General features: G+C 67.0%; 19 protein-coding genes. 10 read left to right on the top strand and 9 right to left on the bottom strand.

What is annotated here, in order from left to right; genetic code table 11:
- Window positions 1-8 precede the first annotated feature (8 nt).
- Together VNF92_10285 and VNF92_10280 are read right to left on the bottom strand one after the other, a co-directional pair.
- Window positions 9-395, bottom strand: a complete 387-nt coding sequence (locus tag VNF92_10285; GenBank protein HVA58267.1) for a RidA family protein — start codon at window positions 393-395, stop codon at window positions 9-11.
- 38 nt (window positions 396-433) lie between these two features.
- Complete coding sequence (locus VNF92_10280) at window positions 434-901, bottom strand: carboxymuconolactone decarboxylase family protein (protein ID HVA58266.1); 468 nt, start codon at window positions 899-901, stop codon at window positions 434-436.
- A gap of 280 nt (window positions 902-1181) precedes the next feature.
- Between VNF92_10280 and VNF92_10275 the strand changes: the two genes are divergently transcribed.
- From VNF92_10275 to VNF92_10250, 6 genes are all read left to right on the top strand, one after another.
- Window positions 1182-2039, top strand: coding sequence for a hypothetical protein (locus tag VNF92_10275; protein HVA58265.1), 858 nt, complete (start codon window positions 1182-1184; stop codon window positions 2037-2039).
- Entirely contained in the window at window positions 2036-3694 is a 1659-nt protein-coding gene (locus tag VNF92_10270) for a HAMP domain-containing sensor histidine kinase (protein HVA58264.1), read from the top strand. Before VNF92_10275 ends, VNF92_10270 begins: the two co-directional genes overlap by 4 nt.
- Before the next feature lie 7 nt (window positions 3695-3701).
- Window positions 3702-5063, top strand: coding sequence for a sigma-54 dependent transcriptional regulator (locus tag VNF92_10265; protein ID HVA58263.1), 1362 nt, complete (start codon window positions 3702-3704; stop codon window positions 5061-5063).
- Window positions 5064-5344: 281 nt separating this feature from the next.
- A complete protein-coding gene (locus tag VNF92_10260) occupies window positions 5345-6415 on the top strand; it encodes a tetratricopeptide repeat protein (GenBank protein HVA58262.1) in 1071 nt (356 codons plus the stop codon).
- Window positions 6416-6565: 150 nt separating this feature from the next.
- Window positions 6566-7456: an NAD(P)-dependent oxidoreductase gene (locus VNF92_10255; protein ID HVA58261.1), complete on the top strand. Its 891-nt coding sequence runs from the start codon at window positions 6566-6568 to the stop codon at window positions 7454-7456.
- 136 nt (window positions 7457-7592) lie between these two features.
- Window positions 7593-10085: an ABC transporter permease gene (locus tag VNF92_10250; protein HVA58260.1), complete on the top strand. Its 2493-nt coding sequence runs from the start codon at window positions 7593-7595 to the stop codon at window positions 10083-10085.
- Window positions 10086-10144: 59 nt separating this feature from the next.
- Here the strand turns inward: VNF92_10250 and VNF92_10245 are convergent, their stop codons facing one another.
- From VNF92_10245 to VNF92_10225, 5 genes are all read right to left on the bottom strand, one after another.
- Window positions 10145-12334, bottom strand: coding sequence for a molybdopterin cofactor-binding domain-containing protein (locus VNF92_10245; GenBank protein HVA58259.1), 2190 nt, complete (start codon window positions 12332-12334; stop codon window positions 10145-10147).
- Window positions 12331-12795 carry a (2Fe-2S)-binding protein gene (locus tag VNF92_10240; protein ID HVA58258.1) on the bottom strand — a complete coding sequence of 155 codons (465 nt, stop codon included), beginning with the start codon at window positions 12793-12795 and terminating at the stop codon, window positions 12331-12333. The genes VNF92_10245 and VNF92_10240 overlap by 4 nt, the downstream gene beginning before the upstream one ends.
- A 116-nt stretch (window positions 12796-12911) precedes the next feature.
- Entirely contained in the window at window positions 12912-15404 is a 2493-nt protein-coding gene (locus VNF92_10235) for an ABC transporter permease (protein ID HVA58257.1), read from the bottom strand.
- 143 nt (window positions 15405-15547) lie between these two features.
- Window positions 15548-18214 carry an ADOP family duplicated permease gene (locus VNF92_10230; protein ID HVA58256.1) on the bottom strand — a complete coding sequence of 889 codons (2667 nt, stop codon included), beginning with the start codon at window positions 18212-18214 and terminating at the stop codon, window positions 15548-15550.
- A 13-nt stretch (window positions 18215-18227) separates the two neighbouring features.
- On the bottom strand, window positions 18228-18557 hold the full coding sequence (locus VNF92_10225) for a PadR family transcriptional regulator (protein HVA58255.1): 330 nt from the start codon (window positions 18555-18557) through the stop codon (window positions 18228-18230).
- A gap of 150 nt (window positions 18558-18707) precedes the next feature.
- Between VNF92_10225 and VNF92_10220 the strand changes: the two genes are divergently transcribed.
- The 3 genes from VNF92_10220 (at window position 18708) to VNF92_10210 (ending at window position 21744) form a co-directional block, all read left to right on the top strand.
- Window positions 18708-20141: an amidohydrolase family protein gene (locus tag VNF92_10220; GenBank protein HVA58254.1), complete on the top strand. Its 1434-nt coding sequence runs from the start codon at window positions 18708-18710 to the stop codon at window positions 20139-20141.
- 74 nt (window positions 20142-20215) lie between these two features.
- Window positions 20216-20773, top strand: a complete 558-nt coding sequence (pyrE, locus tag VNF92_10215; GenBank protein ID HVA58253.1) for an orotate phosphoribosyltransferase — start codon at window positions 20216-20218, stop codon at window positions 20771-20773.
- Window positions 20770-21744: a threonine dehydratase gene (locus tag VNF92_10210; GenBank protein HVA58252.1), complete on the top strand. Its 975-nt coding sequence runs from the start codon at window positions 20770-20772 to the stop codon at window positions 21742-21744. Before pyrE ends, VNF92_10210 begins: the two co-directional genes overlap by 4 nt.
- Window positions 21745-21747: 3 nt before the next feature.
- Here the strand turns inward: VNF92_10210 and VNF92_10205 are convergent, their stop codons facing one another.
- Together VNF92_10205 and VNF92_10200 are read right to left on the bottom strand one after the other, a co-directional pair.
- The gene (locus VNF92_10205; protein HVA58251.1) at window positions 21748-22992 is read right to left on the bottom strand and encodes a DUF1343 domain-containing protein; all 1245 of its coding nucleotides are present in this window, start codon (window positions 22990-22992) and stop codon (window positions 21748-21750) included.
- 73 nt (window positions 22993-23065) lie between these two features.
- A complete protein-coding gene (locus tag VNF92_10200; protein HVA58250.1) occupies window positions 23066-24244 on the bottom strand; it encodes a PDZ domain-containing protein in 1179 nt (392 codons plus the stop codon).
- 179 nt (window positions 24245-24423) lie between these two features.
- Here VNF92_10200 and VNF92_10195 point away from each other — a divergent pair, with 179 nt between their 5' ends.
- Window positions 24424-25548, top strand: a complete 1125-nt coding sequence (locus VNF92_10195) for a VIT1/CCC1 transporter family protein (protein ID HVA58249.1) — start codon at window positions 24424-24426, stop codon at window positions 25546-25548.
- The last annotated feature ends 15 nt before the right edge of the window (window positions 25549-25563 follow it).

The following is a 25563-nucleotide window of genomic DNA, read 5'->3' as shown; positions in this document are numbered from 1 at the left end:
CAGCGAGGCTACGTGACGACAGCATCCGCTTCGATCTCCACGAGTAACTTCGGATCCACCAGCGCACTCACCTGAACCAACGTGGCCGCGGGGCGAATGTCCGAGAACACTTCGCCCTGCGCCCGTGCCACTTCGGTCCACCACGAGATGTCGGTGACGAAGGTACGGACACGGACCACGTCTTTCAGGGAAGCCCCCGCTTCGGCGAGGGCCGTTCCGATCTTCTCATACACGAACTTCGTCTGGCGATAGGGATCACCCTCGCCCACGACCTTGCCCGTTTCGTCCACGGCGGTGGTTCCGGCGACGTAGACGGCATTACCGAGCTTCACCGCGCGGCTGTAACCGTAGAGCGTCTCCCAACTCGTGCCTGACGAGATCAACTGTCTGGCCATGCCTACCGCCTCCTGGTCTCGGGTTCTCCCGCCATTCGTCACCTGGCCAGAGTCAACTCTGACACGTACAGACCCGGCTCGGTTCGCCCGGAAATCGCGAGTCGGTTCCACACATTGATCGTGGCGACCACACAGGTGAGATCGGCCAGTTCCTTCTCGGTGAACTGCAGCTTCACGGACTCGTATACGAGGTCGTCCACCTGCCCGCCGGCCACCAAGGTCACGGCCTCCGCCCACATCAGCGCCGCGCGCTCGCGGTCGGTGTAGTAGGGGCTTTCACGCCACGCGTCCAACCCGTACAGCCGTTGCTCGGGCTCACCGATCGCCCGCAGGTCCTTCCAGTGCATATCGATACAATAGGCACAGCCATTGATCTGCGAGGCTCGGAGCTTGACCAGGTGGATGAGCGGCTCGTCCAACCCGCACTCATGCAGATACTTCTCCAACCCGACCATCGCGCGATAGAAGCCAGCGGACGCCCTTTGGTAATCGAACCGTGATTTCATATGGACCCCACGCCTCCAATTGACGTATGGTGGAACAATAGCCGTCGCCGAACCGCTCGCGTAACCAGCCCGGCACCGAAGGCCGGGTGGCGGCCACTATCGGCGCCGTCGTGCTGGATGGAACGCTCCGTATGCCATAGTTTCGAGAGCGATGTCTTTTACGCGTGAGAGCCTGTGCCGGTTCGTCCTTGTTGCCTGCGCGTCCGCCTGCGCCGGTGCACAGGCCGGAGCGCCGCCTGCCCCCGCAGCAACCAACCGCGAGCCGGCGACGACCTGCTTGGTGGCCGATACGTCGGCGTCGCCCGCGGACACGCTTCACTACGTGGCCGACGGCCGGCCGCCGTCGGTAACGGTTGCGGCCGTGGACTGCAACGGTAACCCGGCGCCCGCGATACCGGCGGCGGATCTACCGGTGATCGAGTACGACGAGCTGCCGCCCGGCACCGACCTTCGCGACGTGCTCGATCGCGGCATTCCAGGCGCCGGCGCCGCCCGGGCCGACCTCGTATTCACGCGCGATCCCGGCGTGCTCGCCTACGCAGCGCGCCGAGACGACTACCGCGCCGTGGCGCTTCCCTGGGACCGCACGTACGCACTCGTGGTTCCGAACGCCGATTCCACGGCGCCGCCGGATTCCGTCGAGCGCGAGGCACTGGCGCGCGACGCCGTGCGGAGCGATGCACGGGGCGCGGCGGGTCCCTTCTGGTGGCAGGGCGACACGACCTGCAACCTGCCCGCGCCGGGCGCCGCCGCCCTGCCCGTGGTGGGATTCGCAGCCGGCGATTCGATCGGCCGTGAGCTGGCGGAGCGGATCGTCGCGCTCGCGACGTCGCCCGGACGGCCAGCATGGATTCCGCCGGAGCTCGGCGCGAGTCGGCGCGGGCCGCTGCGCACGGCGCCGATGGCCGCCGACTCGCTGGGCGAGGCGATCGCATCAGGACGGGTAGCGGCGGCGGTGCTCGCGTACCCGCGCATTCGCCCACCGGGGTGCGATGCGGCGCGGCGAACGCCAGCCGGGGCGGCAACGATCCCGTTGATCGACTCGCGGGCCCATGTGCTGATTCGGCGCGGCAGTGGCGCGGCGTTCTACATCGTCACCGACGGTTCCATCCGCGTCATGCCGAGCGAGCGACGGTGACGTTCCGAACCCGGCTGACGCTGGCCTTCAGCGCCATCGCCATCGTGCCGCTGTTGACATTCGGATATGGCGTGCGCCGTGAGATGAGCTCGACGCTGGACGCCGAGGCAGAGCGACGGGTGGCCACCGCCACTTCGACGGTCCTCGTCGAACTCGCGCAAGCCGCCGCCGCCGACCACGCCCGCCTTCGATCGTTCGCAGCCGATCTCGCTGCCGACAACCGCTTTCGCATCGCACTCGTCGACCGGAATTCAGCGGAGCATCGCTGGCTGCTCGACTGGGCGTCGAACACGATGAGGCTGGGCGGCCTCGCCGTCCTTCAGCTGCAGGACAGCTCCGGCCATATTCTGAGTTCCGGCCAATTTCGCAATGACTTCGACCGCCTGGATCCGGCGCTGCCGGCCTCGCTGGCTGCCGCGCCGGATGAATCGGGAGTGATCTCCGTGCGCACACCCGACGGCCCGGTCCGGGTGCTGGCAGTAACCGATGCCTTCACGATCGGTGGGCGCCGATTCTCGCTCGTGGGCGGACGCGCGTTCGACTCCAGCGCGGTGGCGCAACTGTCGCGCGACGCGCAGATCACCACAGCACTGGTGGTTGGCCACGCCACCGCCCCACGTGACGTGGCCCAGACCATCGCGCTCCCATACTTCGACGACCAGGCTGGCCCCCACCCGACTGCCACTGCCCGGCTCGTACTGCTCCAGGATCTGGGCCCGGCTCGTGCGCTCCGTGAGAGTGTGAACCGGTGGCTGCTCCTCACGCTCGGCAGTACGCTCATCGCGGCGATCCTTGCCGGCGTGCTCGTCGCCGGTCGGGTTTCCAGACCGATCGCCGACCTGGCCGACAAGACTGCGCGACTGGATCTCGATCGGCTCGATCAGAAATTCGGGACCGATCGCAGCGACGAGATCGGCGCCCTTTCCCGCCTACTCGATGCCATGACCGCGCGACTGCGGTCCAGTGCCGCGCGAGTGCGCGAGACCGAACGACTGGCCGCCACGGGAGACCTGGCCCGCCAGATCAATCACGACATCAAGAACGGACTGGCCCCGATCCGCAACGTGCTCCGCCACCTTACACAGACGGCCGAACAGCATCCCGACCAGCTCGCGGCCATCTACGACGAGCGCCGTGGCACGCTCGAATCGAGCGTGCAGTACCTGGACGAGTTGGCGCGCAACTACGCGCGACTTTCACCCGTGCTCGACCGGTCGTCGTGTGCTCCCGGGCTCGTGGCGATGGAGGTGGTCCATGGTGTGACCGCGGACGCCGCGCGCGTGCACGCGCGCATCCCCGACGGGTTGCCAAACGTCAGGGCCGACGCGGTCGTCCTCCGACGCATTCTCGAGAACCTCGTCTCGAACGCCGTCGACGCCCTCGATGGCGCGCCGGGCGACGTAACGCTCGCCGCCGAGCCGGCCGGCACGGACCTCGAACGACGGGTCCGATTCACCATCTCGGACACGGGCCGCGGCATGACCCGTCAGCAGCTGGACCGCGCTTTCGACGACTTCTATACGACGAAGCCAACGGGCACGGGGCTCGGGCTCTCCGTCGTACGTCGCCTGCTCACCGACCTGGGCGGCTCGATTCGGGTGGAGACGGCACCGGGCGAGGGGAGTACATTCACGGTGGAAATTCCTGCTGGGTGAGCACACGATGAGCAATATCCTGATTGTCGACGACGTCGCCCCCCTCGCCGAGCAATACGCGTATGATCTGAAGCGGATCGCCGGCCATGACGTGTCGGTGGCGACGAACGGGGCCGAGGCCGTCGAGCGACTGCGGTCCGAAGCCATCGACTGCGCGATTCTCGACCTCGAGATGCCCGGCATGGACGGATTCGAGGTGCTGCGCGCGCTCAAGCACCACGGAGTGGAGACACCGGTGATCGTATATACGGGCACGGGGAACTTCGATCGCTGCATCGAAGCCGTACGCCTGGGTGCGGCCGGGTTCATCGACAAGGCCGAACCCATGGAGCGCGTGGCGCAGGAACTGGAGCACGCAATCGAGCGCCGCGCGCTGCGGCAGGAAGTGTTCGCGCTTCAGCAGCGGCTGGGCGAGTCGACCCTGGTCGGTGCCAGCGCGGCGATGGATCAGCTTCGCCGCGCCATCGCGCGCGTCGCGCCCATTCCCAGCGCTGTGCTGATCCTGGGCGAGAGTGGAACCGGCAAGGAACTGGTGGCGCGCGAACTGCACCGCCTCGGGGCCAACCCCGCAGGCCCGTTCGTGGTCATCAATTCGGCGGCGCTGCCAGAACACCTGGTGGAGAGCGAGCTGTTCGGGCACGAACGCGGCGCGTTTACCGGGGCGGTGAGCATGCGCAAGGGCGCGTTCGAAGCTGCCGAGCGCGGTACGCTCTTTCTGGACGAAATTGGCGAGCTTCCACTGGCCGTGCAGCCCAAACTCCTGCGGGCGCTGGAGCAGCGCACCGTGACCCGGGTGGGCAGCAACAAGGACATCCCGGTGAATGCGCGCGTCGTGGCGGCCACGCATCGCGATGTCGACCGATTGGTGGCGGAGGGTCGCTTTCGCGAGGACCTGCTCTTCCGGCTCAACGTGCATATGCTGCATGTGCCTCCGCTTCGGGAGCGGCCCGAGGACGTGCCGGTGCTCGCCGAGCGGTTCGTGGCGGACACCTGCCGCCAGTTCGGCGTGCTACCCAAGCAGCTGGCTCCCGATGCCCGCGAAGCGCTGGTGCAGTACGACTGGCAGCGCAACAACGTCCGCGAGTTGCGGAACGTGATCGAACGCTGCGTCGTGGCCGCGAACGGCGAGGTGATTCGCGCCGAGCACCTGCCGCCCGAGTTGCGCGGCGAGACGCCGGCGGCAGACGGTACTTCGGACCATTCGTTCCAGGCTCTGCGCGAGGACGCCGAGCGAAAGATCGTCCTCGCCGCATTGGAGCGGCACGACTGGCACGTGACCCGGGCCGCCGAGTCGCTGGGACTGGCCGACCACGCGAGCCTGCTCAAGATCATGCGGCGGCTGGAAATCCAGCGAGCGGTCGAAAGTTGACCGTCGTTGGCAGCTCACGGTGAGCCCTGGAGCTCCCGACTCTGCGTTCTCAGCGTCACGTTCGCCGTCTCGTGTCCCGCCGGACACGTCGCGCTCGTGGCAACCGTGTTCGCACGGACACGGCGCCTGGCAGCCCGAACCGCCGCGAGCCCCCAACTCGCTCGCGAGCAACGGCTTAGGGGAATTGCCCGAACACCCTGATCCGTGGCCGCCTCCTTGCCTTCTCAATGGGCGTCTCACCACCGCCAAGGCGCTCCGGCGCCCCCAATGAGGAGGACCCCATGTACACCATCACTCGCAGCACCCGCATCCGCGGCTTCTCGTGGACCGCACTCGTCATCGTGCCCTTCGCCCTCGCGGCGTGCGGCAACGACAACGCCGAGGCTCGTCCCGTCGGTTCCGGCAAGACGGACGTCGCACGGCCCACCGGCTCCGCGGTGACCGGCAAGGTCCGGCCGGCCACCAACACCACGGGCGGTTCGGTAACGTCCCGCACCTCGGAGTTCGTACTGCCCGCTACATATTCAAACGCTAATGACATCTTCAAAGCCGGCCACTACGACGAGGCGGCGGCGATGTTCGAGCGCTACGTGGCGTCCAAGCCCAACGACGCGTTCGGCTTCTACATGCTCGGCCTGTCCTCGTGGAAGGCCGGCGACTTCACGCGCGCCGAGAAGGCGTTCGAGAGATCCATCGACATCGATCCCACCTACGCCAAGGGGTACTTCAACTCGGCCCGGGTACTGCTCGACCTGAAGCGGGCACCCGAAGCGCTGGAGCGCGTGGAGAAGGGGTTGGCGATCGATTCCGTGTCGGCCGACGGCTGGCGGCTCAAGGCCCGGGCGCAGGCCGGCAGCGGCGACCTCGACGGGGCCAGGGAGACCTACCGGCAGTTGCTGGTGCGCGACGGCGAGGACCTCTGGGGGTTGAACAACCTTGGCGTGCTGCTGCTGGATTCGGGGGATTACAAGGACGCGCTCGGTCCGCTCGCCCGCGCCGTACAACTCAAGCCGACCGCGCCGCTGTTTCAGAACAACTTCGGCATGGCGCTCGAACGGTCGGGATACCCGGTGACGGCCAAGCACGCGTACGAGGCCGCCGTCCATGACGACTCCACGTTCACCAAGGCCGTGAAGAATCTGGAGCGGATGCAGAGCACCGTCACCGACTCGATGGCCGTTGACGAGGTCAGCATCCAGGACCTGGCCGAGCAATTCCGGCTGAAAGTGAAGGCGTGGAAGGACACGCCCACCGCGAAGCCTGACTCGGGAATCGTGAAGCTCGACAGCACGATCACGATCGTCCGGACGGTGGGTGATCCGATCAAGATCCGGCCGGATTCTGGACGGTAGGACGCTACACGGGAGGAACGACGGCCGAGCCCCGCGGATTGCATCTGCGGGGCTCGGTTGTCATTCCAGGAACGGGCCAGCCATCGTTCGCCGGGTACGGCGAACCCGGGCCCGGATTGCGGTGATCGGTCAACCCATTGAGGAAACGGTATGAAACTGGGATTCATCGGCCTCGGCCGCATGGGAGAAGGGATGGTGCCCAACCTGCTCGCGGCCGGTCACGATGTCACCGTGTACAACCGCACTGCGGCCAAGGTGCAACCGCTGGTCGAACGCGGAGCACACGCGGCGGCCGCGGTGGCCGGGGCCTGCACCGCTGGCGCCGTGATCACCATGCTCGCCGACGATGCCGCTGTGGAAGCCGTATCGTTGGGCGACGGCGGCATTATCTCCAACCTCGGAAGGGGCGGACTCCACATCTCCATGAGCACGATCAGCGTCGCGCTGGCCAACCGGCTGACCGCGGCGCACGCCGAGGCGGGACTGCGGTTCGTCTGCGCGCCCGTGGTCGGGCGCCCCGATGCCGCCGCCGCAGCAAGGCTCTACATACTGGCGGCGGGCGCTCCTGACGCGGTTACCGAGTGCACGCCGTTGTTCGCGGCCATGGGACAGCACGTGCTCTTCATGGGCGACGCGCCACGCTCGGCGAATCTGGTGAAGCTCGCCACCAACTTTCTCATCATGTCAGTGATCGAGTCGGTGGGCGAAGCCATGGCGCTGGTAGGCAAGGAGGGGATCGACCGCCGTGCGTACCTCGAATTCCTCACGAACACGCTGTTCGACGCCCCCGTGTACAGGACGTATGGCGGGCTGGTAGTCGACGGAGATTTCACCAAGGTGGGCTTCGCGGCTCCGCTGGGACTGAAGGACGTGCGGCTGGCGCTCGCCGCCGGCGAAGAGCTGCGGGTGCCGCTGCCGCTGGCAAGCCTGCTGCGCGACCGGTTCCTGGCGCTGCTGGCCATGGGAGGCGAAGCGCTCGACTGGTCGGCCATCGGGGCGCTTGCCGCCCACGACTCGGGGCAGCGCGGCCCCATGGGGTGATGTTGGGCCGAGCCGGCGTAAAAACCTTTCGGCAACTTCCGCCGTAGGACGGGCAGCCCGCTTCGCCAACCTTCGGCGGGCGTTCGCTGTCTAAGCGCGAAAGCTGCGCTCTCCCGTTCCTTCGGCCCACCGCCCGATGTCCCATCTGAAACTCGCCTTCCGGACGCTGTTCAAGACGCCCTTCGTGACCGGCGTGGCAGCGCTGTCGCTGGCCCTCGGGATCGGCGCGAACGCCGCAATCTATTCGCTGTTCAACGAATTGCTGCGGCAGCCCCTCCCGGTACCGCACCCCGAGCAACTGGTCAATCTGGGAGCGCCCGGCCCCAATCCGGGCTCACAGTCGTGTGGGCAGGCAGGCGGCTGCGACGTCGTGTTCAGCTACCCGATGTTCCGCGATCTCGAGAAGGCCCAGACGGTGTTCACCGGCCTGGCCGCCCACGTGCTGTTCGGCGCCAACGTGGCCTACGGCGACCAGACCATGAACACGGAAGGGGAGGAGGTCTCGGGGTCGTATTTCCCGACGCTCGAACTCTCGCCGACGCTCGGCCGGCTATTCACGCCAAGTGACGACCAGGCCATCGGGGCGAACTTCCTGGCGGTGCTGAGCTACGGGTACTGGCAGGCGCACCTGGGCGGCGACCGCCGCGTGATCGGCAAACCGATCGTGATCAACGGCCAGACGATGACGATCGTCGGCGTCGCGCCCCAGACGTTCACGGGAACGACGATCGGCACGCAACCGGCGGTGTTCGTGCCGCTTTCGATGCGTGGCGTCATGTTACCGACCTGGAAAGGGTTCACCAACCGCACGAGCTACTGGGCGTATGTGTTCGGGCGGCTCAAGCCGGGCGTGACGGTGGACCAGGCGCGCGCGGCGATGAACGCCATCTATCACCCGATCGTCACCGACGTCGAGGCCCCGCTCCAGAAGGGGATGAGCGACGCGACGATGGCACGGTTCAAGGCCAAGCTGCTGACCGTGGACGATGGGCGCCGCGGCCAGAATACCCTGGCGCAGAGTGCGAAGACGCCGCTGCTGTTCCTGTTCGCGATCACCGGCATTGTCCTGCTCATCGCCTGCGCCAACATCGCCAACCTGCTGCTCGCCCGCGGCGCCAATCGCACGATGGAGATGGCCGTGCGCCTCTCGCTCGGCGCCACGCGGTGGCAGATCATCAGGCAGTTGCTCACCGAGTCAGTGCTGCTCGCCCTGGTCGGAGGGGCGATGAGCATCTTCGTCGCGCACTGGACTTTGGTGTCGATCATGGTCATGCTGCCGCCCGACTCGGCGCAGACGCTCAACTTCCAACTGCACCTGTCAGTGGTCTGGTTCGCGGCGGCCATGTCCGTCGGCACCGGCATTCTCTTCGGCCTGTTCCCGGCACTCCAGAGTACGCGCCCAGATCTGGTCACCGCATTGCGCAACAACTCCGGCAAGCTCTCCGGTACGCGCGGAGCGGCGCGCTTCCGCACGTCGCTCGTCACCGCACAGATCGCGCTGTCCATGGCGCTGCTCATCTCGGCCGGCCTGTTCATCAAGAGCCTGCGCAACGTGAGCCGCGTGGATCTCGGTATCAACGTCGAGCACGTGGCGACGTTCGGCGTGTCGCCGGAGCTCAACGGGTATTCAAGTGCCCGCTCGGCGGTGTTCTTCGGCCGCCTGGACCAGGAGTTGAGCGGTCTTCCGGGCGTGACCGGCGTGACGGAAGCGCGCGTTCCGCTCCTCGCGGGCGACAATTGGGGCAACGACGTCAACGTCGAGGGGTTTCCGCGTGGCCCCGACGTGGACAATAACTCGCGGTTCAACGAGGTGGGGGCGAACTACTTCCACGTCATGGGCGTCCCGATACTGGCAGGCCGCGACTTCACGACGTCCGACATCGCCGGTGCGCCCAAGGTGGCCGTGGTCAACGAGGCGTTCGCCAGGAAGTTCCACCTCGGACGTGACGCGGTCGGCAAGCACATGTCCACGGGAGGCAACGATCTGGACATCGAGATCGTGGGGCTCACGAAGAACGCGAAGTACAGTGACGTGAAGGATTCGGTGCCTCCGGTGTTCTTCCTCCCGTGGCGGGCCGACACCGCGCTCGGCGGACTCAACTACTACGTGCGGAGCGCCCAGGATCCAGAGCAGCTTCTGCAGGCTATCCCGAGCGTGGTCAAGAAGCTCGACCCGAACCTGCCGGTGGAGGAACTCAAGACCCTGTCCGAGCAGGTCAAGGAGAACGTCTTCCTCGATCGCATGATCGGCACGCTGTCCACCGCCTTCGCAGTGCTGGCCACGCTGCTCGCTGCGGTCGGGCTGTATGGCGTGCTGGCATACTCGGTGGCGCAGCGCACGCGGGAGATCGGCGTCCGTATGGCCCTTGGCGCGGACGCCGCTCGCGTGCGCCGCATGGTATTGCGCCAGGTGGGTCTCATGACGTTGATCGGCGGGGCGATCGGCGTAGGAGGGGCGATCGCCTTGGGACGCGGCGCGCAGTCGCTGCTCTATCAGCTCAAGGGCTACGATCCTGCCGTCACGCTGGCGGCCGCGGTCGTTCTCACATTGGTGGCCCTGGCGGCGGGGTACCTGCCGGCCCAGCGTGCATCGCGGACCGATCCGATGCACGCCTTGCGGTACGAATAGTGAAACGGGCCCGGTCTCGGACTTGAGAACGGGCTCCGTTCGGTGCAACGTACCCGCCGCTACGCCCAGCTCAGGTCGTGCTTCGACAGCGGCAGCGACCGCACGCGCTTTCCTGTCGCCGAGAAGATCGCGTTGCACAGAGCGGCCACCGCTGGCGGCAGTGCCGGCTCACCAAGGCCCGTGGGCGGAAAGTCGGTGGCGAGAAAGTGCACATCCACCGGTGGTACGTCGCGGATGCGCATCAACCGATACTGGTTGAAGTTCGCCTGTTCGGTGCGCCCGTCCTTGATCGTGATCTCCTGGCCAAACGCTTCGGACAACCCGTCGAGCACAGCGCCCTGCGCCTGGCTCTCGGCGTTGAGCGGGTTGATGACCTGGCTGCCGATGTCGCCGGCCACCCAGACCTTGTCCACCTTCACGGCGCCGGCCTTGGTTACCGTGGCCTGCACGACCTCGGCGAAGTAGCCGCGGTGGCTGAAGTGGAAGGCGACGCCCTGCGCCGTTCCGCGCGGGAAGGTCTGCTTGCCCCACCCCGACTTCTCGGCCACGAGGTCGAGCACGCCTTGCATTCGCCGGGCGTCCATTGCCGCGCCGTCTTCGGCGGCCACCAGCAGATCGCGTCGGAACTGCACGGGGTCGCGCCCAGCGGCGTGCGCCAATTCGTCGATGAACGACTGCATCACGAACGCGATGGCATTGCTGCCCGGCGCGCGCAGCGCTCCGGTGGGCACGCCCAGCGGCATCGACGACACACCGAGCGAGAAATTCGGGATGAATCGCGACGGGAACTCGGCGGCTGAGATCCCGGCGCTGGCCGCGTAGCGGGGCGCATCGCCGAAGGTCACGAAGTGGTCCTTCCAGGCCACCAGCTTGCCCGAAGCGTCCACGCCGCCGGTGAAATAGTGGAACCCCGCCGGGCGATAGAAGTCGTGCTGCATGTCGTCTTCCCGCGACCAGAGCAGCTTGACCGGCGCGTCCACCTGCCTTGCGATGCGCGCCGCTTCGACCATGTAGTCGTTGTTCAATCGACGGCCGAAGCCGCCGCCGCTCCGCGTCAGGTGAACGGTGATGTCGTCCTCCTTCATCCCCAGCGTGGTCGCCACCATCGTGCGCCCGCGCGCCGGCATCTGCGTGGGCGCCCAGATCTCGAGCTTCCCGGCACGATAATGGGCGGTGCAGTTCTGCGGCTCCAGCGTCGCGTGCGAAATGAATGGATAGAAGTAGTCGCCGCTCACCACTTTCGCTGCCCCCTTGAGTGCGGCATCCACGTCGCCGTCGCTGCGGAGGGAGCGTTGCGGCGCCTGCTTCGACAACGCCGCGGCCCGGGAGGCGAACGACGCGCTGCTCTGTTGCGCCGCCGCGCCTTCGTCCCACACCACCTTCAACTTCTTGCGCGCCGATTGGGCGGCCCACCAGGTCTCGCCGATGATCGCGACGCCGCCGAGCAGACCGCTGAGATCGCCGCCCGGCGCCGGCTCCACCACGAACGCGTCCTTCACACCCGGCTGCGCCTTGATCACGTCGAGGTTGGCGCTCTTCACCGTACCGCCGAAGACCGGGCACTTCTGGAATACGGCATGCACCATCCCGGGCAGCGTGACGTCAATGCCATAGAGCGGCTGGCCGGTGACGATGGCGTGGTTGTCCACCTCGTGCACCGGCGTGCCTATGATCCGGAAATCCTTCGGATCCTTGAGTTTCACCGAATTCAGATCGGGAGCGGGCACGGTTGTGGCGCGATCCACCAGTTGGCCGTAGCTGAGCTTGCGTCCGCTCGCGGCGTGGACCACGGCGCCCGGCTCCGTGCTGCATGCGGATTCCGGTACGCCCCACGCGGCGGCCGCGGCGGTGATCAGCATCGCGCGGCCAGCCGCACCCACGCGACGCAGGGGCATCCAGTTGATGGGCGTGGCCGTGCTGCCGCCGGCCCATTGGTTCTCGAACTTGGTCGTGTCGAGCGACGCCTGTTCCACGCGGACGTTCTTCCACTCCACGTCCAGCTCGTCGGCGATGATCATAGGCAGCATCGTCTTCACACCCTGCCCGATCTCGGGATTCTTGGCCATGATCGTGACCATACCGTCGGGCGTCATACGGATGTACGCATCGGGCTGAAATTCGTCGGACGCTTTCGCGGCCAACGTTTCTGCCCCGGCCAATCCGGGGATGTAGGTGGCAAGCAGGATGCCGCCGCCCGCGATGGCAGACACGCGCAGGAAGTCGCGGCGGGTGACTGTGGCGTTCCTCATCGGGTGGCCTCCGTACCAGCGGCGCGATGGACGGCCGCGCGGATTCGCAGGTAGGTGGTGCACCGGCAGATATTGCCGCTCATCGCGAGATCGATATCGGCATCGGACGGATGCGGATTCCGTTTGAGCAACGCCGCGGCCGACATGAGCTGTCCCGTCTGGCAGTAACCGCACTGCGGAACGTCCAACTCCTCCCACGCCTGCTGGAGCGGATGGCGACCGTCTTCCGACAGGCCTTCGATCGTGGTGACGTCAACACCGTCGAGGCCGGACGCGGGCAGGAGGCACGACCGCGCAGGCCGTCCGTTCACGTGCACGGTACACGCGGCGCACTGGCCGACGCCGCATCCGAACTTCGTGCCTTTGAGATCGAGGATGTCGCGGAGCACCCAGAGCAGGGGCATGTCCGCGGCGACGTCCACGGTGTGCGACTTTCCGTTGACCTTGAAGGTGACAGGCATCGGCTTCGCCCTCGATGTTCGGCATGGCCCACGAGCATCCCGGGGAAACCGGGTCTCCTGGTCAATCTACGCCGAAGAACACACCGAAGAACAGCGTCAACCCGTGGTGCTTTCCCCTACTCCGACCGTAACGCCTGCATCGGATCCGCCTTGGCGGCGCGGCGTGCCGGGATGAGGCTGGCCAGCGTCGCGACCACGAGCAGCGTCACGGCCACAGCCGCGTAAACCGCCGGATCGCGAGGCGACTCGTTGAACAGCAGCGGCTTCACCCAACGGCCTGCCCCCAGCGCGATCGCGGCGCCGAACACGATGCCCACTGTCGAAACGCCGATCCCCTGGCGGAGCACCAGACCCATGAGATCCCGCATCTGCGCACCGAGTGCGACGCGGACGCCCATCTCATGCGCGCGCTGCGCCACGTTGTATGCGATAACGCTATACAGTCCCACGGCGGCGAGCACGAGCGCCAGCACGCCGAACGCCAGGAACATGGTGGCACCAAGCTTCCACGACTGCGTCTCATTGCCGAGCACGTCGCTCATCGACGTGACGGTGACGTACGATACGCCAGGCATGAGCGGCTGCAGCGCCCGGCGAATGGCCTCCGTCTGGGAGGCCGCGGCGCCGTGCATGCGCACGAACAGGCCGCCCTGGCTCGGCGCAAACTGCTGCCACGACATGTAGTAATACAGCCCCGGCTCACTGTTCAGGCTGCTGTTCTTGATGTTCTCGGCCACCCCCACCACGTAGGTGCATGGCATCGTGTCGGCGCCCACTTTCACGCATTGCCCGATGGCGTCGGCGTGGGGCCAGAGTTTCCGTGCCATGGCCTGGCTCACGACCATGGCGCCCGGTGCACCGGCCACGTCCTGCGCCGTGATGCCGCGGCCACGCAGGATGCGGGTGCCCATGGTGGCGAAATAGTCGGGCGAGACGGCGTTGAGATCGAATTCGCCGAGTTTCTCGACCGTATCGATTCCGGCCACGGTCAGTTGGGTGTCCCACGTGCTCCAGAAGGGCATCGTCACTTGGAGCGACGCGTGCTCCGCGCCTGGAATGGCCTGGGCCGCCTCGAGCATCCTCATGCGAAGCGCGTGCGCCTGCGCGCTGTCCAGCGTCACACCCCGCATGTTGAGGTTCACCACGGCCACCGGATCGGCTTCATACCCAAGCGGCGTAGCTCTCACATGGGCCAGGCTGCGCACGAACAGCCCCGCGCCCACGAGCAGCAGCACCGATAGCATGCCCTGGAACACGAGCAAGCCGGTGCGTATATGTGAACTATGATACGTTCCCTCGCGTGCGCCCGCCTTGAGATCGCGGGTGAGGTCCGTGTGTGCGGTCTGGAACAACGGGGCGAGCCCGGTGAGCAGCCCCGCGGCGGCCGCGGTGAGCGCGATGAAGATCAGGGTCCGGGGATCGTCGATCACCGTGGCCGTGGTCGTCTTGGAGAGGAACAGTGCGCGGAGGAGCGCCCCGCCCCACTGGGCCACCGCAGCGCCGGCCACGCCCCCGAGCAGGGCGAGCGCGAAGCTCTCAGTGAGCAGCTGCGACGCCAATCGCCCGCGGCTCACGCCGAGGGCCAGCCGCACGGCGATCTCGCGGCGGCGGCGCAGGGCGCGCGCCAGCAGCAGATTCGCGACGTTGGCGCAGGCGATGAGCCACACGATGAGGGCCACGCCGCTGATCCAGGTGACGATCCGGGCTAGGCTCGATTCGTTGGGCCCGCGATCGCTGAGTATCGACGCGGCGATGCCGCGCGGCTTGGTCACTGACAGCGGCTGCATGCCCTTGTCGGTCGCGGCCTCGATCGTGTAGCTGCGCAGTACGGCCTGCGTGAGGTCGGCATCGGCCATCGCGTCACTCACGCCTGGCTTCCGCTCGGCGATCATCGACGCCCAGGTCCAGTGGTAGGTGGTGTTCCAACTTTCGCCGCGTAACCGAAGATCAGCACCCATTTCGCGGCCCATCGCCGAGAGCGGGACGAACGCGGCCGGCGGCGCGTTCGGCCAGAGCCCGACGAATCCCTGAGGGGCGACACCGATCACGGTGTACGTCGTGGCGCCGATGTGCATCGCCTGGCCCAGGACGTTCTTACGTCCGCCGAACTTCATCTGCCAGTAGCCGTAGCCGAGTACCACCACCGGCGTTCCGGTCAGCGCGGCGTCTTCGGCGGTCGAGAAGTAGCGGCCGAGCACCGGCGGCGCGTTGAAGAAGCCAAAGAAGCTGGCGCTCACCGCGCTGACGTTCACCTCTTCGGCGTCGGTTCCGGTTCCGATGGCCAGCTTGCGTTGGGCGACCTCGGCCGTGCGCGAGAATGACCGGGTGAAGTTGGTGAGGTCCACGTAGCGGGCGAACTGCACGTTGCTGCCAATGAACTCCTTGCCGCGGTAGGTGCTGCCGATGTAGACGCGGTTGGCGAGCGCCGGGTGGGCGAGCATCGGCGGCGGGCGGAAGAGCAACCGGTCGACGATGGAGAACATGGAGGCATTGGCGCCGATACCGAGGGCAAGCGTGACCACCACGGCGATGGTGAAGCCCGGCTTGGCGCGTAGCCCGCGGGCGGCGTAGCGGACGTCCTGGAGGAACGCTTCGAGGGAGGCAGGCATGGGAGGGGGAGAATCCTCGGCCAGCGGGAGGTCACTGCTTGCGGCGGACGGTTCACGGGGGGGCACACGAGCGCCGGCAACGGCCGGTTTCCCGCTGACACAATCTGCTCCTTTGACACCGGCCCGGCGAGAATCGTTTGCCGCTATTCGGCGCGCAGCGCAATGACCGGGTCCACGCAGGCGGCGCGGCGGGCAGCGAGGTAGCTCGCAAGAAGAGACGTCGCCACCAGCACGATCGGGATCGTGACGAGGACCAGGGGGTCGGTCGGACTCACGCCATATAGCAGCGTCGTGAGCAGTCGCGCCGCGGCCAGCGCAGCGCCCAGGCCGAGAATGAGTCCAGCAACCGCGAGCCGAACCCCATCGCCCAAAACCATCCGCACCACGTCGCCCGCCCCCGCCCCCAGCGCTACGCGCACGCCGATTTCGTGGGTCCGCTGACTCACGGCATATGCGATGAGGCCGTAGAGCCCCACCGCGGCAAGCACAAGCGCCAACGCGGCGAACACGATCATCAGCGTCGTGCTGAATCGCGGGCTGGCCAGGTTGTCGTCGAGAATGCTCCGCTCGCTCCGCGCATCAGTGATCACGGCGCGTGGATTCACTGATTTCACGATGCTTCGCAATACCGCCAGTGTCCTGCTCACGTCAGCGCCCGGCCGGAGGCGCACCATGATTCCCGCCGCCTGATCGAGTCCCGCTCGTGGCGTGGGATAATAGAACTGAAGATCTCGATTCACCGGCGACGGGCCTATCAATCCCACGTCGCTCACGACGCCTTCGACGGTCAGCCATGGGTTCGCACGATAGGTCCTGAACCGATGGCCGACGGCGCTGCCGTTCGGCCAGAACCGCCGCGCCATTTCCTGTCCGATGACGACGTTCTGGTCCTGGCCGCGCTCATCCTCGGGGGTGAACGTGCGCCCTGCCAGGACGTGAATTCCCAGGATGGCAAAATAGGCGGCCGGCACCCGGCGCACGCTGTAGATGAACTCCTGATCCTTGGGTCCCGGCGGGGCTCCTTCGATTTCGAGAGCGCTGCCACTCCACCCACTCGATGACTGCAACAGGCTGTATCCGACGGGTATCGCCGCCGCCACGTCCGGCGCCGCGTCTGCCCGGATCGTGAGACCGGACCAGAACGTGGTGCGGGCCACGGAGTCGGGAAACGCTGGTGCCGGCAGGACGATTCCCATCTCCAACAGCCCGTCCGGAGCAAAGCCTGGATCCTTCGCGTTCATGCGAGCGAAGCTCGTCACGAGAAGTCCGGCGCCGGTCAGCAAGACGACGGAGAGCGCGAGTTCGCCAACGATCACCGCGGACTGCAGCCGGCTGCGTGCCCGCGAAAGCCCGGTCGATGCAACGCTTCGCAGCAGCGTCGCAAACCGCGCACTCGTCGCGTGCCACGCGGGCAGCACGCCGTAGGCCAGACTCGTCAATCCGGCCAACGCGATGCCGACCAGCAGCACCCACCGATCGAACTGGACGACGTCGAGCTGCCGGAGCTGCTGCGGGCGCAGCAGGATCACCGCGCGAAGCATCCAGTAGCCGAAAATGATTCCCGCCGTGCCGCCGAAGGCGGCGAGGATCAATCCCTCGACCGACATCTGGCGTACGAGCCGGCCGCGGGACGCACCGAGCGCGGCGCGCACCGAGAGCTCCCGGGCTCGGTTCGCCGCTCGGACGAGGTGCAGACTCGCAACGTTCGCACAGGTGATGAGAAGCACCAGCAGCGTTGCGCCCACGAGCACCCAGAGCCCCACCTGCAGGTTCGTACCCATGACGTCGCCCGGCCGGACGAGTCGGGTCGGGATCACCCCGCTGACCTTCCCTCCAGCAGCCAGCACCTCTTGGCGCTTGAGCAGATTCAGCTCCTGCTCGGCACGCTCCACGGTCACCTTGGGCTTCAACCGGGCGACGCCCCGCACCCCCCAGTCCTGGCGGGTGAACAGCGCCATCTGGGTCGGAGTCAGCGGAGCCCAGAAGGCTGTGTTCGAGTAGTCGTTGATCGCGTCGAGCTGGTCGGGCACGACGCCGACGATGACGTAACTCGTGTCGTGAATCGTGACGTGCTCGCCCAGCACGTCCCGGCTTCCGCCGAATTCCGCGCGCCAGAAGTGATCGGAGAGCACCATCGTCCGTTCGGCGCCCTGCGACGCATCGGCTGGCCCGAACACACGCCCGATAGTCGGCTTGACACCGAGTTGCAGCAGCAATTCAGGCGAGATGTCCGCCCCCGAAGCCACCGTCGAATGCCCCGGAGCGGAAAGCACGCCGCCGGTTTCGAATACGATGCTCACGGCGTCCACCGTCGTTGCGCGCTTGGCCCAGTCCACCATGTCCTGCGACATGGCCGAGGCCCGCAGGTTTCCCTCTGCCGGAATTAGTATCCCGAACACGCGCCACCGATCCCCGTTGGCGAACGGCAGTGGATGCAGGATCAACCGATTCACCACACTGTACATCGTCGTCGTCACCCCAATCCCAAGCGCAATCGTCAACGCCGACGTCACCACGAACCCCGGGCTCTTGCGCAACGACCGCACGGCGTACTTCGCGTCCTGCGCCAACTGCTCGATCCACCGCACCCCGCGCGCGTCGCGCTGGGCCTCGCGGTAGCGCTCCACGCCCCCAAACCCGATCATCGCCCGGCGCCGCGCCTCGTCGCGCGACAGCCCATGCATGCGCATCAGATCCTCGGTCTCGAGCTCGATGTGCAGCCGGATCTCGTCCGTCAACTCGGCGTCGAGCCGCTCGCCCCGTACGAGCGCCCGCAGCCGTCGCCCCACGAGCTTCAGCCAGTTCCGCATAGGCGCGTTCCGCTCAGGTCGCCTTCAACACTTGATCCACTGCCGCCGAGAACAGCTTCCACTCCGATCGCTCGGCGGCCCACTGCTTCCGCCCATCGGTGGTCAGCGTGTAGATCTTCGCGCGCCGCCCTTCGGGACTCGTCCCCCACTCAGCTTCGATCCATCCCTTGTCTTCCAAGCGGTAGAGCGCGGGATAGAGGCTCCCCTGCCCCACGTCGAGCACGTCGTCGGACAGCTGGCGCAATCGCTTGGAGATCGCCCAGCCGTGCAGCGGCCCAAGCACGAGCGTCTTGAGGATCAGCAGATCGAGCGTGCCCTGCAGCAGATCGGCGCGTTGCGCCATCGCACCTCCAGGCCGGCGGATTACCTTGTCATTCGACAATACGATGGGGCTGTCGTTGTCGGATGTCAAGGTATTGGACGGTTTTCGCCTCTCCGGCGCCGGTTTCGTATCTTTCCCAAGCCCCCACCCACCCGCTACCCCACCGTCGCCATGCGCCGCTTTCCACTCGTCGCCGCCCTCGCCGCCGCCCTCCTCGCGCCGAGCACCACCCGCGCCCAGACCCAGACCCACGATGTCGTGCTGCTCGGCGGCTGGCTGTTCACCTCCACCGGCCACACGCGCGTCCGAAACCCCGGCATCCTCATCCGCGCCGGCAAGTTCCAGCGCGTTGGCGGCAACCTTTCCGAGGTCAAGCCCGGCGCCGACACCATCCGCGTGGCTGATACCGAAACAATCATACCCGGCTTGTTCGACCTCCACGCGCACTACGCCATGCAACTGTTCGGCAATGGACGCGTGGACGAGACGAAGGCATATCCGTCGCTCTTTCTCGCCAACGGCGTCACCACCACGTGGCCCGCCGGCGAGATGAACGCCGACTCCATGCGCGCCCTGCGCATCCGTATCGATCGCGGGCTCCAACCCGGACCCCGCCTGCTCAATTCAGGGCCCTACTTCGGCACCGCGCGCCCCGGCTGGAAGCGCGACATCTCGGTGGACTCGATCTACGCCGAGGTGGACCACTGGGCCGAGCTCGGCGTGGGCGGATTCAAGGCCAAGGGCATCGCCCCGTATCAACTGCAAGCGCTCATCGAGCGGGCCCACCAGCACGGGCTCACCGTCACCGGGCACCTCGACTCCGGATTCCACGACACGGTGAACCCGCGCGATGCGATCCTCATGGGGATCGACCGCATCGAGCACTTCATGGGCGGCGACGCGTATCCACCCGACCGCAGCGCCTACGCGTCACTCGAGAATTTCACGACGGCGACGTTCGCTTCGGCGGCCTACAGGCGCACGTTCCAGCTCTATATTCAACATCACGTATACTACGACGCTACGCTCAGCGCCTACGGCTACTACGGAAAGCGCGACCCCGCGGTATTCACCTACTTCACCGACGAGAAGCGCTTCCTCACGCCGTACATGCGCAAGATCGTGGACTCGCGGCCGCCGCGGCCGGTGATGGAGCAGTTCGAGAGGATCTACTGGGCCAAACGAAAGGAGATCAAAGCCTTCTATGACGCGGGCGGCGGCGATCTCATCACGCTCGGTACCGACCACCCGAGCTGGGGCGAGTACTTCACGCCGTTCTCGGTGCACCGCGAGTTGCTGTCGTTCGTGCTGTCGGGCATCCCCCCCGAAGCGGTCCTGCGCTTCGCCACCATCAACGCCGCCAACGCCATGGGGCTCGGCGACCGGCTGGGTTCCATCGAGACCGGCAAGTGGGCCGACGCCGTCATCGTCGAGGGCAATCCGCTGGCCGACATCCGCAACGTCCGCCACGCTCGTCTCGTGATCAAATCCGGCATCGTGTACGACCCGGCCAAGCTCATGAAGTCGGTGGAGGGCACGATCGGCCCCGCGACACCGGCCGACACCGTGTTCTGGCTGGGGGGGACGACGGGGGTATACCGCTAACCCGTGCGCCTACCGCCCCGCATCGCGGCTCCCTAGCTTGCCCGCAGCCACGCCTCGCACCGTTCGGAGCCCGAATGCCGTCTCACGATCAACTCGCCGCGTTGCTCGCTCGCCTGTCGTACCGTGAAGGCGACTTCACACTCACCTCGGGCGCCACGAGCAATTTCTACCTCGACGCCAAACAGGTGACCTACCACCCGGACGGCGTGGCGCTTGTCGGCGCGGCGATGCACGCCATCGCGCGCGAGTTCGGTGCGGCGGCGATCGGCGGTCCGACGATGGGCGCCGACGCGATCGTCCTGTGCGCGGTGTACGCGTCCGGCGGCAGCGACCGCCCGCTCACCGGATTCGTTGTGCGCAAGGAGCCCAAGAAGCACGGGCTCGGCAAATGGATCGAAGGAATCAACCCGGCCGGCCAGAAGGTCGCGATCGTGGACGACGTGATCACGTCAGGCGGCTCGCTGCTCAAGGCCGCCGCGCACGTGCAGGAAGCGGGCGCGGAGATCGTCGTTGCGATAGGACTCGTGGATCGCGAACAGGGCGGACGCGAGGCAATCGAAGCCGCGGGGTTCGCCTTCCGCGCCGTGTGCACCCTGTCCGACGTGCGCGCCCAATTCCGCGGCGCGCGATGACGCCGCCCCCTGCGCTCCCCACGTTCGGCGAACTGGAAGCCGCCGACCGCCTCGTCAGGGCGGTGATGCCGGCCACGCCGCAGTACCGGTGGCCCCTGCTCGACCGGCTGGTGGGCACCGCGATATGGGTGAAGCACGAGAACTTCACGCCGGTGGGCGCGTTCAAGATCCGCGGCGGGCTGGTGTACATGGACCGCCTGCGGCGCGCCATGCCCGGCGCCGAGGGCGTGGTGACGGCGACGCGCGGCAATCACGGGCAGTCGGTGGCGTTCGCCGCGGCACGGTACGGCTTCAAGGCCGCCGTGGTGGTCCCCCACGGGAACAGCCGCGAGAAGAACGACGCGATGCGCGCCCTCGGCGCCGAGTTGATCGAGTTCGGCGACGATTTTCAGGACGCGCTCGAGCACGCGGTGGAAGTTGCCGAGCAGCGCGGCTGGCACCGAATGCCGTCGTTCGACACGGCGCTCGCGGCCGGCGTTGGCACGTACGCCATGGAGTTCCTGCGCGCGGTGCCCGAGTTGCAGACGGTGTACGTTCCCATCGGCTTGGGTTCCGGCATCTGCGGTATGCTCTCGGCAATGTACGCGCTCAACCGGGACGTCGAAGTGGTGGGCGTGGTCTCGGCGGCGGCGCCCGCGTACAAACGGTCGCTGGAGGGCGCGGAGTCGGTGTCGTGCGCCGTGAGTACGCAGATCGCCGATGGGGTCGCGTGCCGCACGCCCAACGCGGCCGCGTTGGGCCTCATGCGCGGCCGAGTGGCGCGCGTGGTCGAGATTTCGGACGCCGGGGTCGAGCGGGCGATGCGCGACATCTTCCGCGCCACGCACAACGTGGTGGAAGGCGCCGGCGCGTTGGGGCTGGCCGCGGCCATGAAGGAGCGCGATGCCTTGCGCGGCCGCACGGTGGGAATCGTGTTCACCGGCGCCAACGTGGACTCGGACGTGTTCGCACGCGTGCTCGCGTCCGGGTAGGGCTCAGCGGTAGATCCGGTAGCGTTCCGCCGCCCGTTCGAATGCACGTGACTGGGCATCCAACACGGGCAGCAGCGCGGCCACTGTGCCTGCGTCAACGGCCTTGCGCAACGCGTCGGACCCGGCCAGCTCGTCCATATGCGGCAGCAGCCATTTGAAATCGGTGGGATGCCGGCGGCGAATGACCTGCAGCATGTACGCGGCGACCTCCAAGGGCCGCACGCGGTCGCGATCGACCACTGAAACATGGAGCATCGGGATCGTTTGGCCGCCCCACTTCTGGCCAGCATCGATTCTGCAAGCCGTGGACTCGAACCGCACGCCCGGCAGCGCCATGGCGTTCAGTTCCCGTGCGATCGCTCCGGCATCGGTGAGCCACGGCGCACCTACGAGTAGAAATGGCGACTCGGTGCCGCGCCCCTCGCTCAGATTCGTGCCTTCGAAGAACACGGTTCCGGGATACATCAGCAGGGCGTCCATCGAGCGGAGGTTCGGCGATGGGCTCACCCATGGCAGCCCCGTCTGATCGTACCGCATGGCCCGGTGCCAGCCGTCCATCGGAATCACGTGCACGTTGGCATGCACCTGCCCGGTACCCACGAGGTAGCGCAGCAACTCGCCCGGGGTGAGGCCGTACCGCAGGGCCACCGGATATTCCCCTACGAACGAGCGGTATGCCGTGTCGAGCACGCCACCCGTAACCCGGCTCCCGCCGAGAGGATCGGGCCGGTCGAGCACCACAAAGGGCTTGTGCGCCCGTCCCGCGGCATCGGCCGACAACGCCATGGTCCATACGTACGTGTAGAAGCGGACGCCAGCATCTTGAATGTCATATAGCAGCACGTCCACACTGTCGAGCATAGCTGGTGTGGGAGCGCGCACGGCCCCATAGAGCGAGTAGATGGGGACTCCGGTGGCCGCATCGGTGTCCGACGCGATGCGTGCCCCGGCCTCGGCCGTCCCCCGGATGCCGTGTTCGGGCGCGAACAGCGCTACGAGCCGCACGCCCGACGCATGCGCGAGCAGGTCGATGTCGCTGCGGCCCCGCCGGTCGCGGCCAGTCTGATTGGTGATGAGCCCCACGCGCTTGCCACGCACGAGGGACATCGAATCGCGCAGCAGGACTTCGATGCCGGGCACCACGCCGGCCTCGCGCGGCGCCGGCGTGCCCTGCGCGCGCGCCGCCGTCGCGCTCAGGAACAGGATCGTCAGCGCGACCCGCGCGCGCGAAACGTGAGCAGTGGTCACGCCGGGATATTACCCGCCGGCGCCCACGGCGAGAAGCTCCGCGCCCTCGAGCCGCAGCGGCTGGCCGCCGCCATCAGAACCTGATGATGCGAATCGGTGCCGGGGAAGCGAGCACAGGCCGGAGCATCATGGCAGCGCGCGACGCGCGGATCCGGGCGATCACGGGTAGGGCAGACATGCTCGGCGCCGCAGGAGCCTCCGGAGCGGCCGTCGTCGCAGGAGCCGGTTCCGGCGACGGGATGAATTTGCTGATCACCGCCGGTGCGGCGCTGTCGTCCAACCAGCGCACGCGGGGCGCCGGGGCTTCGATGCGCACCCGCTGCATCTCCTGCCGCACCTGGTCCATGGCGCGCTGCACCTGCGCGCGGACCTGTTGGCTGTTCACGTTGAACTGCATCATCGGGGCTCCGTCGCCACGGAACATGAACGTGGTGCCGGCGTTGCCCAGCTCCGACGCCTTGGTGGCCTTCACGTGGACCGTCTTGAAGTGACCGTCCGCATAGACCTGCAGCGTCACGTCGTCGCCGGGTTTGACCTTGGCCATCTCCTTCTGTAGGCGCTGGTAACGCGCCTCGGCCACGTATCGGTCGCCGGCGTCCTCGCGATCGACCTTGAGATTCACGCCGTTGATCGCGGCGAGTCGATTGCCCTCCTCGAGCCCAGCCTTGGCCGCCGGCCCGCTGTCGTCCACGGCAACAACGAGCACGCCGAGGGTGTCGCGTTTGCTGCCGGTCACCGAAAGCGAGACGCCAAGCATGGCCCGGTTGTCCTCGGCCATGCGCATCATGCCGGCCGGGTTGCCGTACAGATCGCCGGAACTCACGGTCTTGATGACCACCGGTTTCACTTGGCCGTTGTGGTAGACGCTGAGCGACACGTTGTCGCCAACCGTGAGCTTGCCCAGTTCGCGCGTCAACCGGTTTGACATGGCATTGGCCATCTCCTCATCTCCGATGTCGATCGGTGCGAGCTTGAGATCGATGCCGTTTATGGACTGGATGCGGTCGCCTTCCTGGATGCCCGCCTTGGCGGCAGGCCCTTTGGCGGCCACGTCCGTCACGAGGAGACCCAGTGTGTCGCGCGCGTCGCCCGCTGAAGTGGTCACTCCGATCACGGCCGTGGGAGCGAGCACGCGAGTCCACGAGAGGCTACGTACGCCGGACCCCGGCATGGTACGAACGGTGACCTGAGCCGCGGCCGGTGCGACGGTGCCGGCCGTGAGCAAGAGCATGATGCAGAATGTGTTGCGCATGGTTCCTCAGTGCTTCGGTTGGGGGCTACTGTGGAATGGACACAGCTGCACCCACGAAGGGTTTACGGAAAACACCGGTAGGCCGGTCAGACCGTAGGACCGTGGGACGGGAACTGCGGTGGGCAGTTATCCCTCTCACCGTCCTACCGTCCCACTCTCACTCCGCCATATTTCTGCCCATGCCCCCCACCCCAACCCCCGACCTCGACGCATTCCTCGACCACTGGCAGGACGAGGCCGACGCGGCCTACCTGTACCGCGTCCTGGCCGGCTTCGAGGCCGATGCTAAGAAGAAGCACATCTATCTCGAATTGGCGGAGGTCGAGGACCGTCATACCACCATCTGGGCCGGTTTGCTGGCCGACAATGGGCGTCCGGTTCGAGAATTCCGGCCCACGGCGCGCACCCGCCTGCTCGCACTCCTCGGACGCTGGCTGGGGCCGAACTTTCTGCTGCCAATGTTGCTCGCCGAAGAAGGGCGCGAAGTGCGTAGCTACCTCCAGATGCATCGCGGCACCACGAAGGGCGCGCCGGGGCGCGACGAATCGCTGACGCTGGCGCGCGAATCGGCGGAACATGCCAGCACGCTCGGTACGATGGCCGGTCGTGAAGGGGAGCCATGGCACCGTGCCGAGTCGGGCGGATTCTTGCGCAACGTAGTGTATGGGTTCAACGACGGACTCACGGCCAACTTCGGCCTCGTGGCCGGCGTGATCGGCGCCTCGGCGAACAACCAAGCGCACGCGGTGATCGTGGCAGGTGTAGCAGGGCTTATCGCCGACTCGCTGTCCATGGGATCGAGCGGGTACCTGGCGGCGAAGAGCGAGCAGGAAGTATACGCGCACGAGATCGCGATGGAGCGCGACGAGATCGCGCTGATGCCCGAGGTGGAGCGCGACGAGCTCGCGCTCATCTACCAGGCCAAGGGGATGGACGCCGATTCCGCCCACGCGCTGGCCACGGACGTGATGGCCGACCCGCGACGAATGCTCGACGAGCAGGTGCAGGAGGAGTTGGGGATCGGCGAGCGGAGCATGTCGCCGCTGCGCGAGGGGTGGGTGACGGGCACGGCGACAGCCGTGGGCGCGTTCATCCCCGTGGCGCCGTTCCTGTTCTGGTCGGGCACCACGGCTATCGTGATCTCGTTCGCGATCGCCATGCTCTCGCACTGGCTCGTGGGGGCCGCGCGCTCCGTGTTCACTGGACGCGGCGTGTTCCGGTCCGGGATCGATATGTTCGTCGTCGGTCTGGGTGTTGCGGCGGCGGGCTACCTGGTGGGCGATTGGATCGGCCGGCTGCTCTGACGCTACATTAGACTC

The sequence above is a fragment of the Gemmatimonadaceae bacterium genome (assembly GCA_035533015.1).
Taxonomy (GTDB): Bacteria; Gemmatimonadota; Gemmatimonadetes; order Gemmatimonadales; family Gemmatimonadaceae; genus JAGWRI01.
The sequence above is the reverse complement of the archived record's forward strand: the minus strand, read 5'-3'. Positions and strand labels throughout refer to the sequence as shown.

Excerpts from the sequence above, each read along its gene's own strand:
- VNF92_10285 (HVA58267.1), bottom strand. The coding sequence starts at position 395 with ATGGCCAGACAGTTGATCTCGTCAGGCACGAGTTGGGAGACGCTCTAC.
- VNF92_10255 (HVA58261.1), top strand. The coding sequence starts at position 6,566 with ATGAAACTGGGATTCATCGGCCTCGGCCGCATGGGAGAAGGGATGGTG.
- VNF92_10240 (HVA58258.1), bottom strand. The coding sequence starts at position 12,795 with ATGCCTGTCACCTTCAAGGTCAACGGAAAGTCGCACACCGTGGACGTC.
- VNF92_10225 (HVA58255.1), bottom strand. The coding sequence starts at position 18,557 with ATGGCGCAACGCGCCGATCTGCTGCAGGGCACGCTCGATCTGCTGATC.
- VNF92_10210 (HVA58252.1), top strand. The coding sequence starts at position 20,770 with ATGACGCCGCCCCCTGCGCTCCCCACGTTCGGCGAACTGGAAGCCGCC.
- VNF92_10195 (HVA58249.1), top strand. The coding sequence starts at position 24,424 with ATGCCCCCCACCCCAACCCCCGACCTCGACGCATTCCTCGACCACTGG.
- VNF92_10260 (HVA58262.1), top strand. The coding sequence starts at position 5,345 with ATGTACACCATCACTCGCAGCACCCGCATCCGCGGCTTCTCGTGGACC.
- pyrE (HVA58253.1), top strand. The coding sequence starts at position 20,216 with ATGCCGTCTCACGATCAACTCGCCGCGTTGCTCGCTCGCCTGTCGTAC.
- VNF92_10250 (HVA58260.1), top strand. The coding sequence starts at position 7,593 with ATGTCCCATCTGAAACTCGCCTTCCGGACGCTGTTCAAGACGCCCTTC.
- VNF92_10220 (HVA58254.1), top strand. The coding sequence starts at position 18,708 with ATGCGCCGCTTTCCACTCGTCGCCGCCCTCGCCGCCGCCCTCCTCGCG.
- VNF92_10245 (HVA58259.1), bottom strand. The coding sequence starts at position 12,334 with ATGAGGAACGCCACAGTCACCCGCCGCGACTTCCTGCGCGTGTCTGCC.
- VNF92_10280 (HVA58266.1), bottom strand. The coding sequence starts at position 901 with ATGAAATCACGGTTCGATTACCAAAGGGCGTCCGCTGGCTTCTATCGC.
- VNF92_10230 (HVA58256.1), bottom strand. The coding sequence starts at position 18,214 with ATGCGGAACTGGCTGAAGCTCGTGGGGCGACGGCTGCGGGCGCTCGTA.
- VNF92_10200 (HVA58250.1), bottom strand. The coding sequence starts at position 24,244 with ATGCGCAACACATTCTGCATCATGCTCTTGCTCACGGCCGGCACCGTC.
- VNF92_10235 (HVA58257.1), bottom strand. The coding sequence starts at position 15,404 with ATGCCTGCCTCCCTCGAAGCGTTCCTCCAGGACGTCCGCTACGCCGCC.
- VNF92_10265 (HVA58263.1), top strand. The coding sequence starts at position 3,702 with ATGAGCAATATCCTGATTGTCGACGACGTCGCCCCCCTCGCCGAGCAA.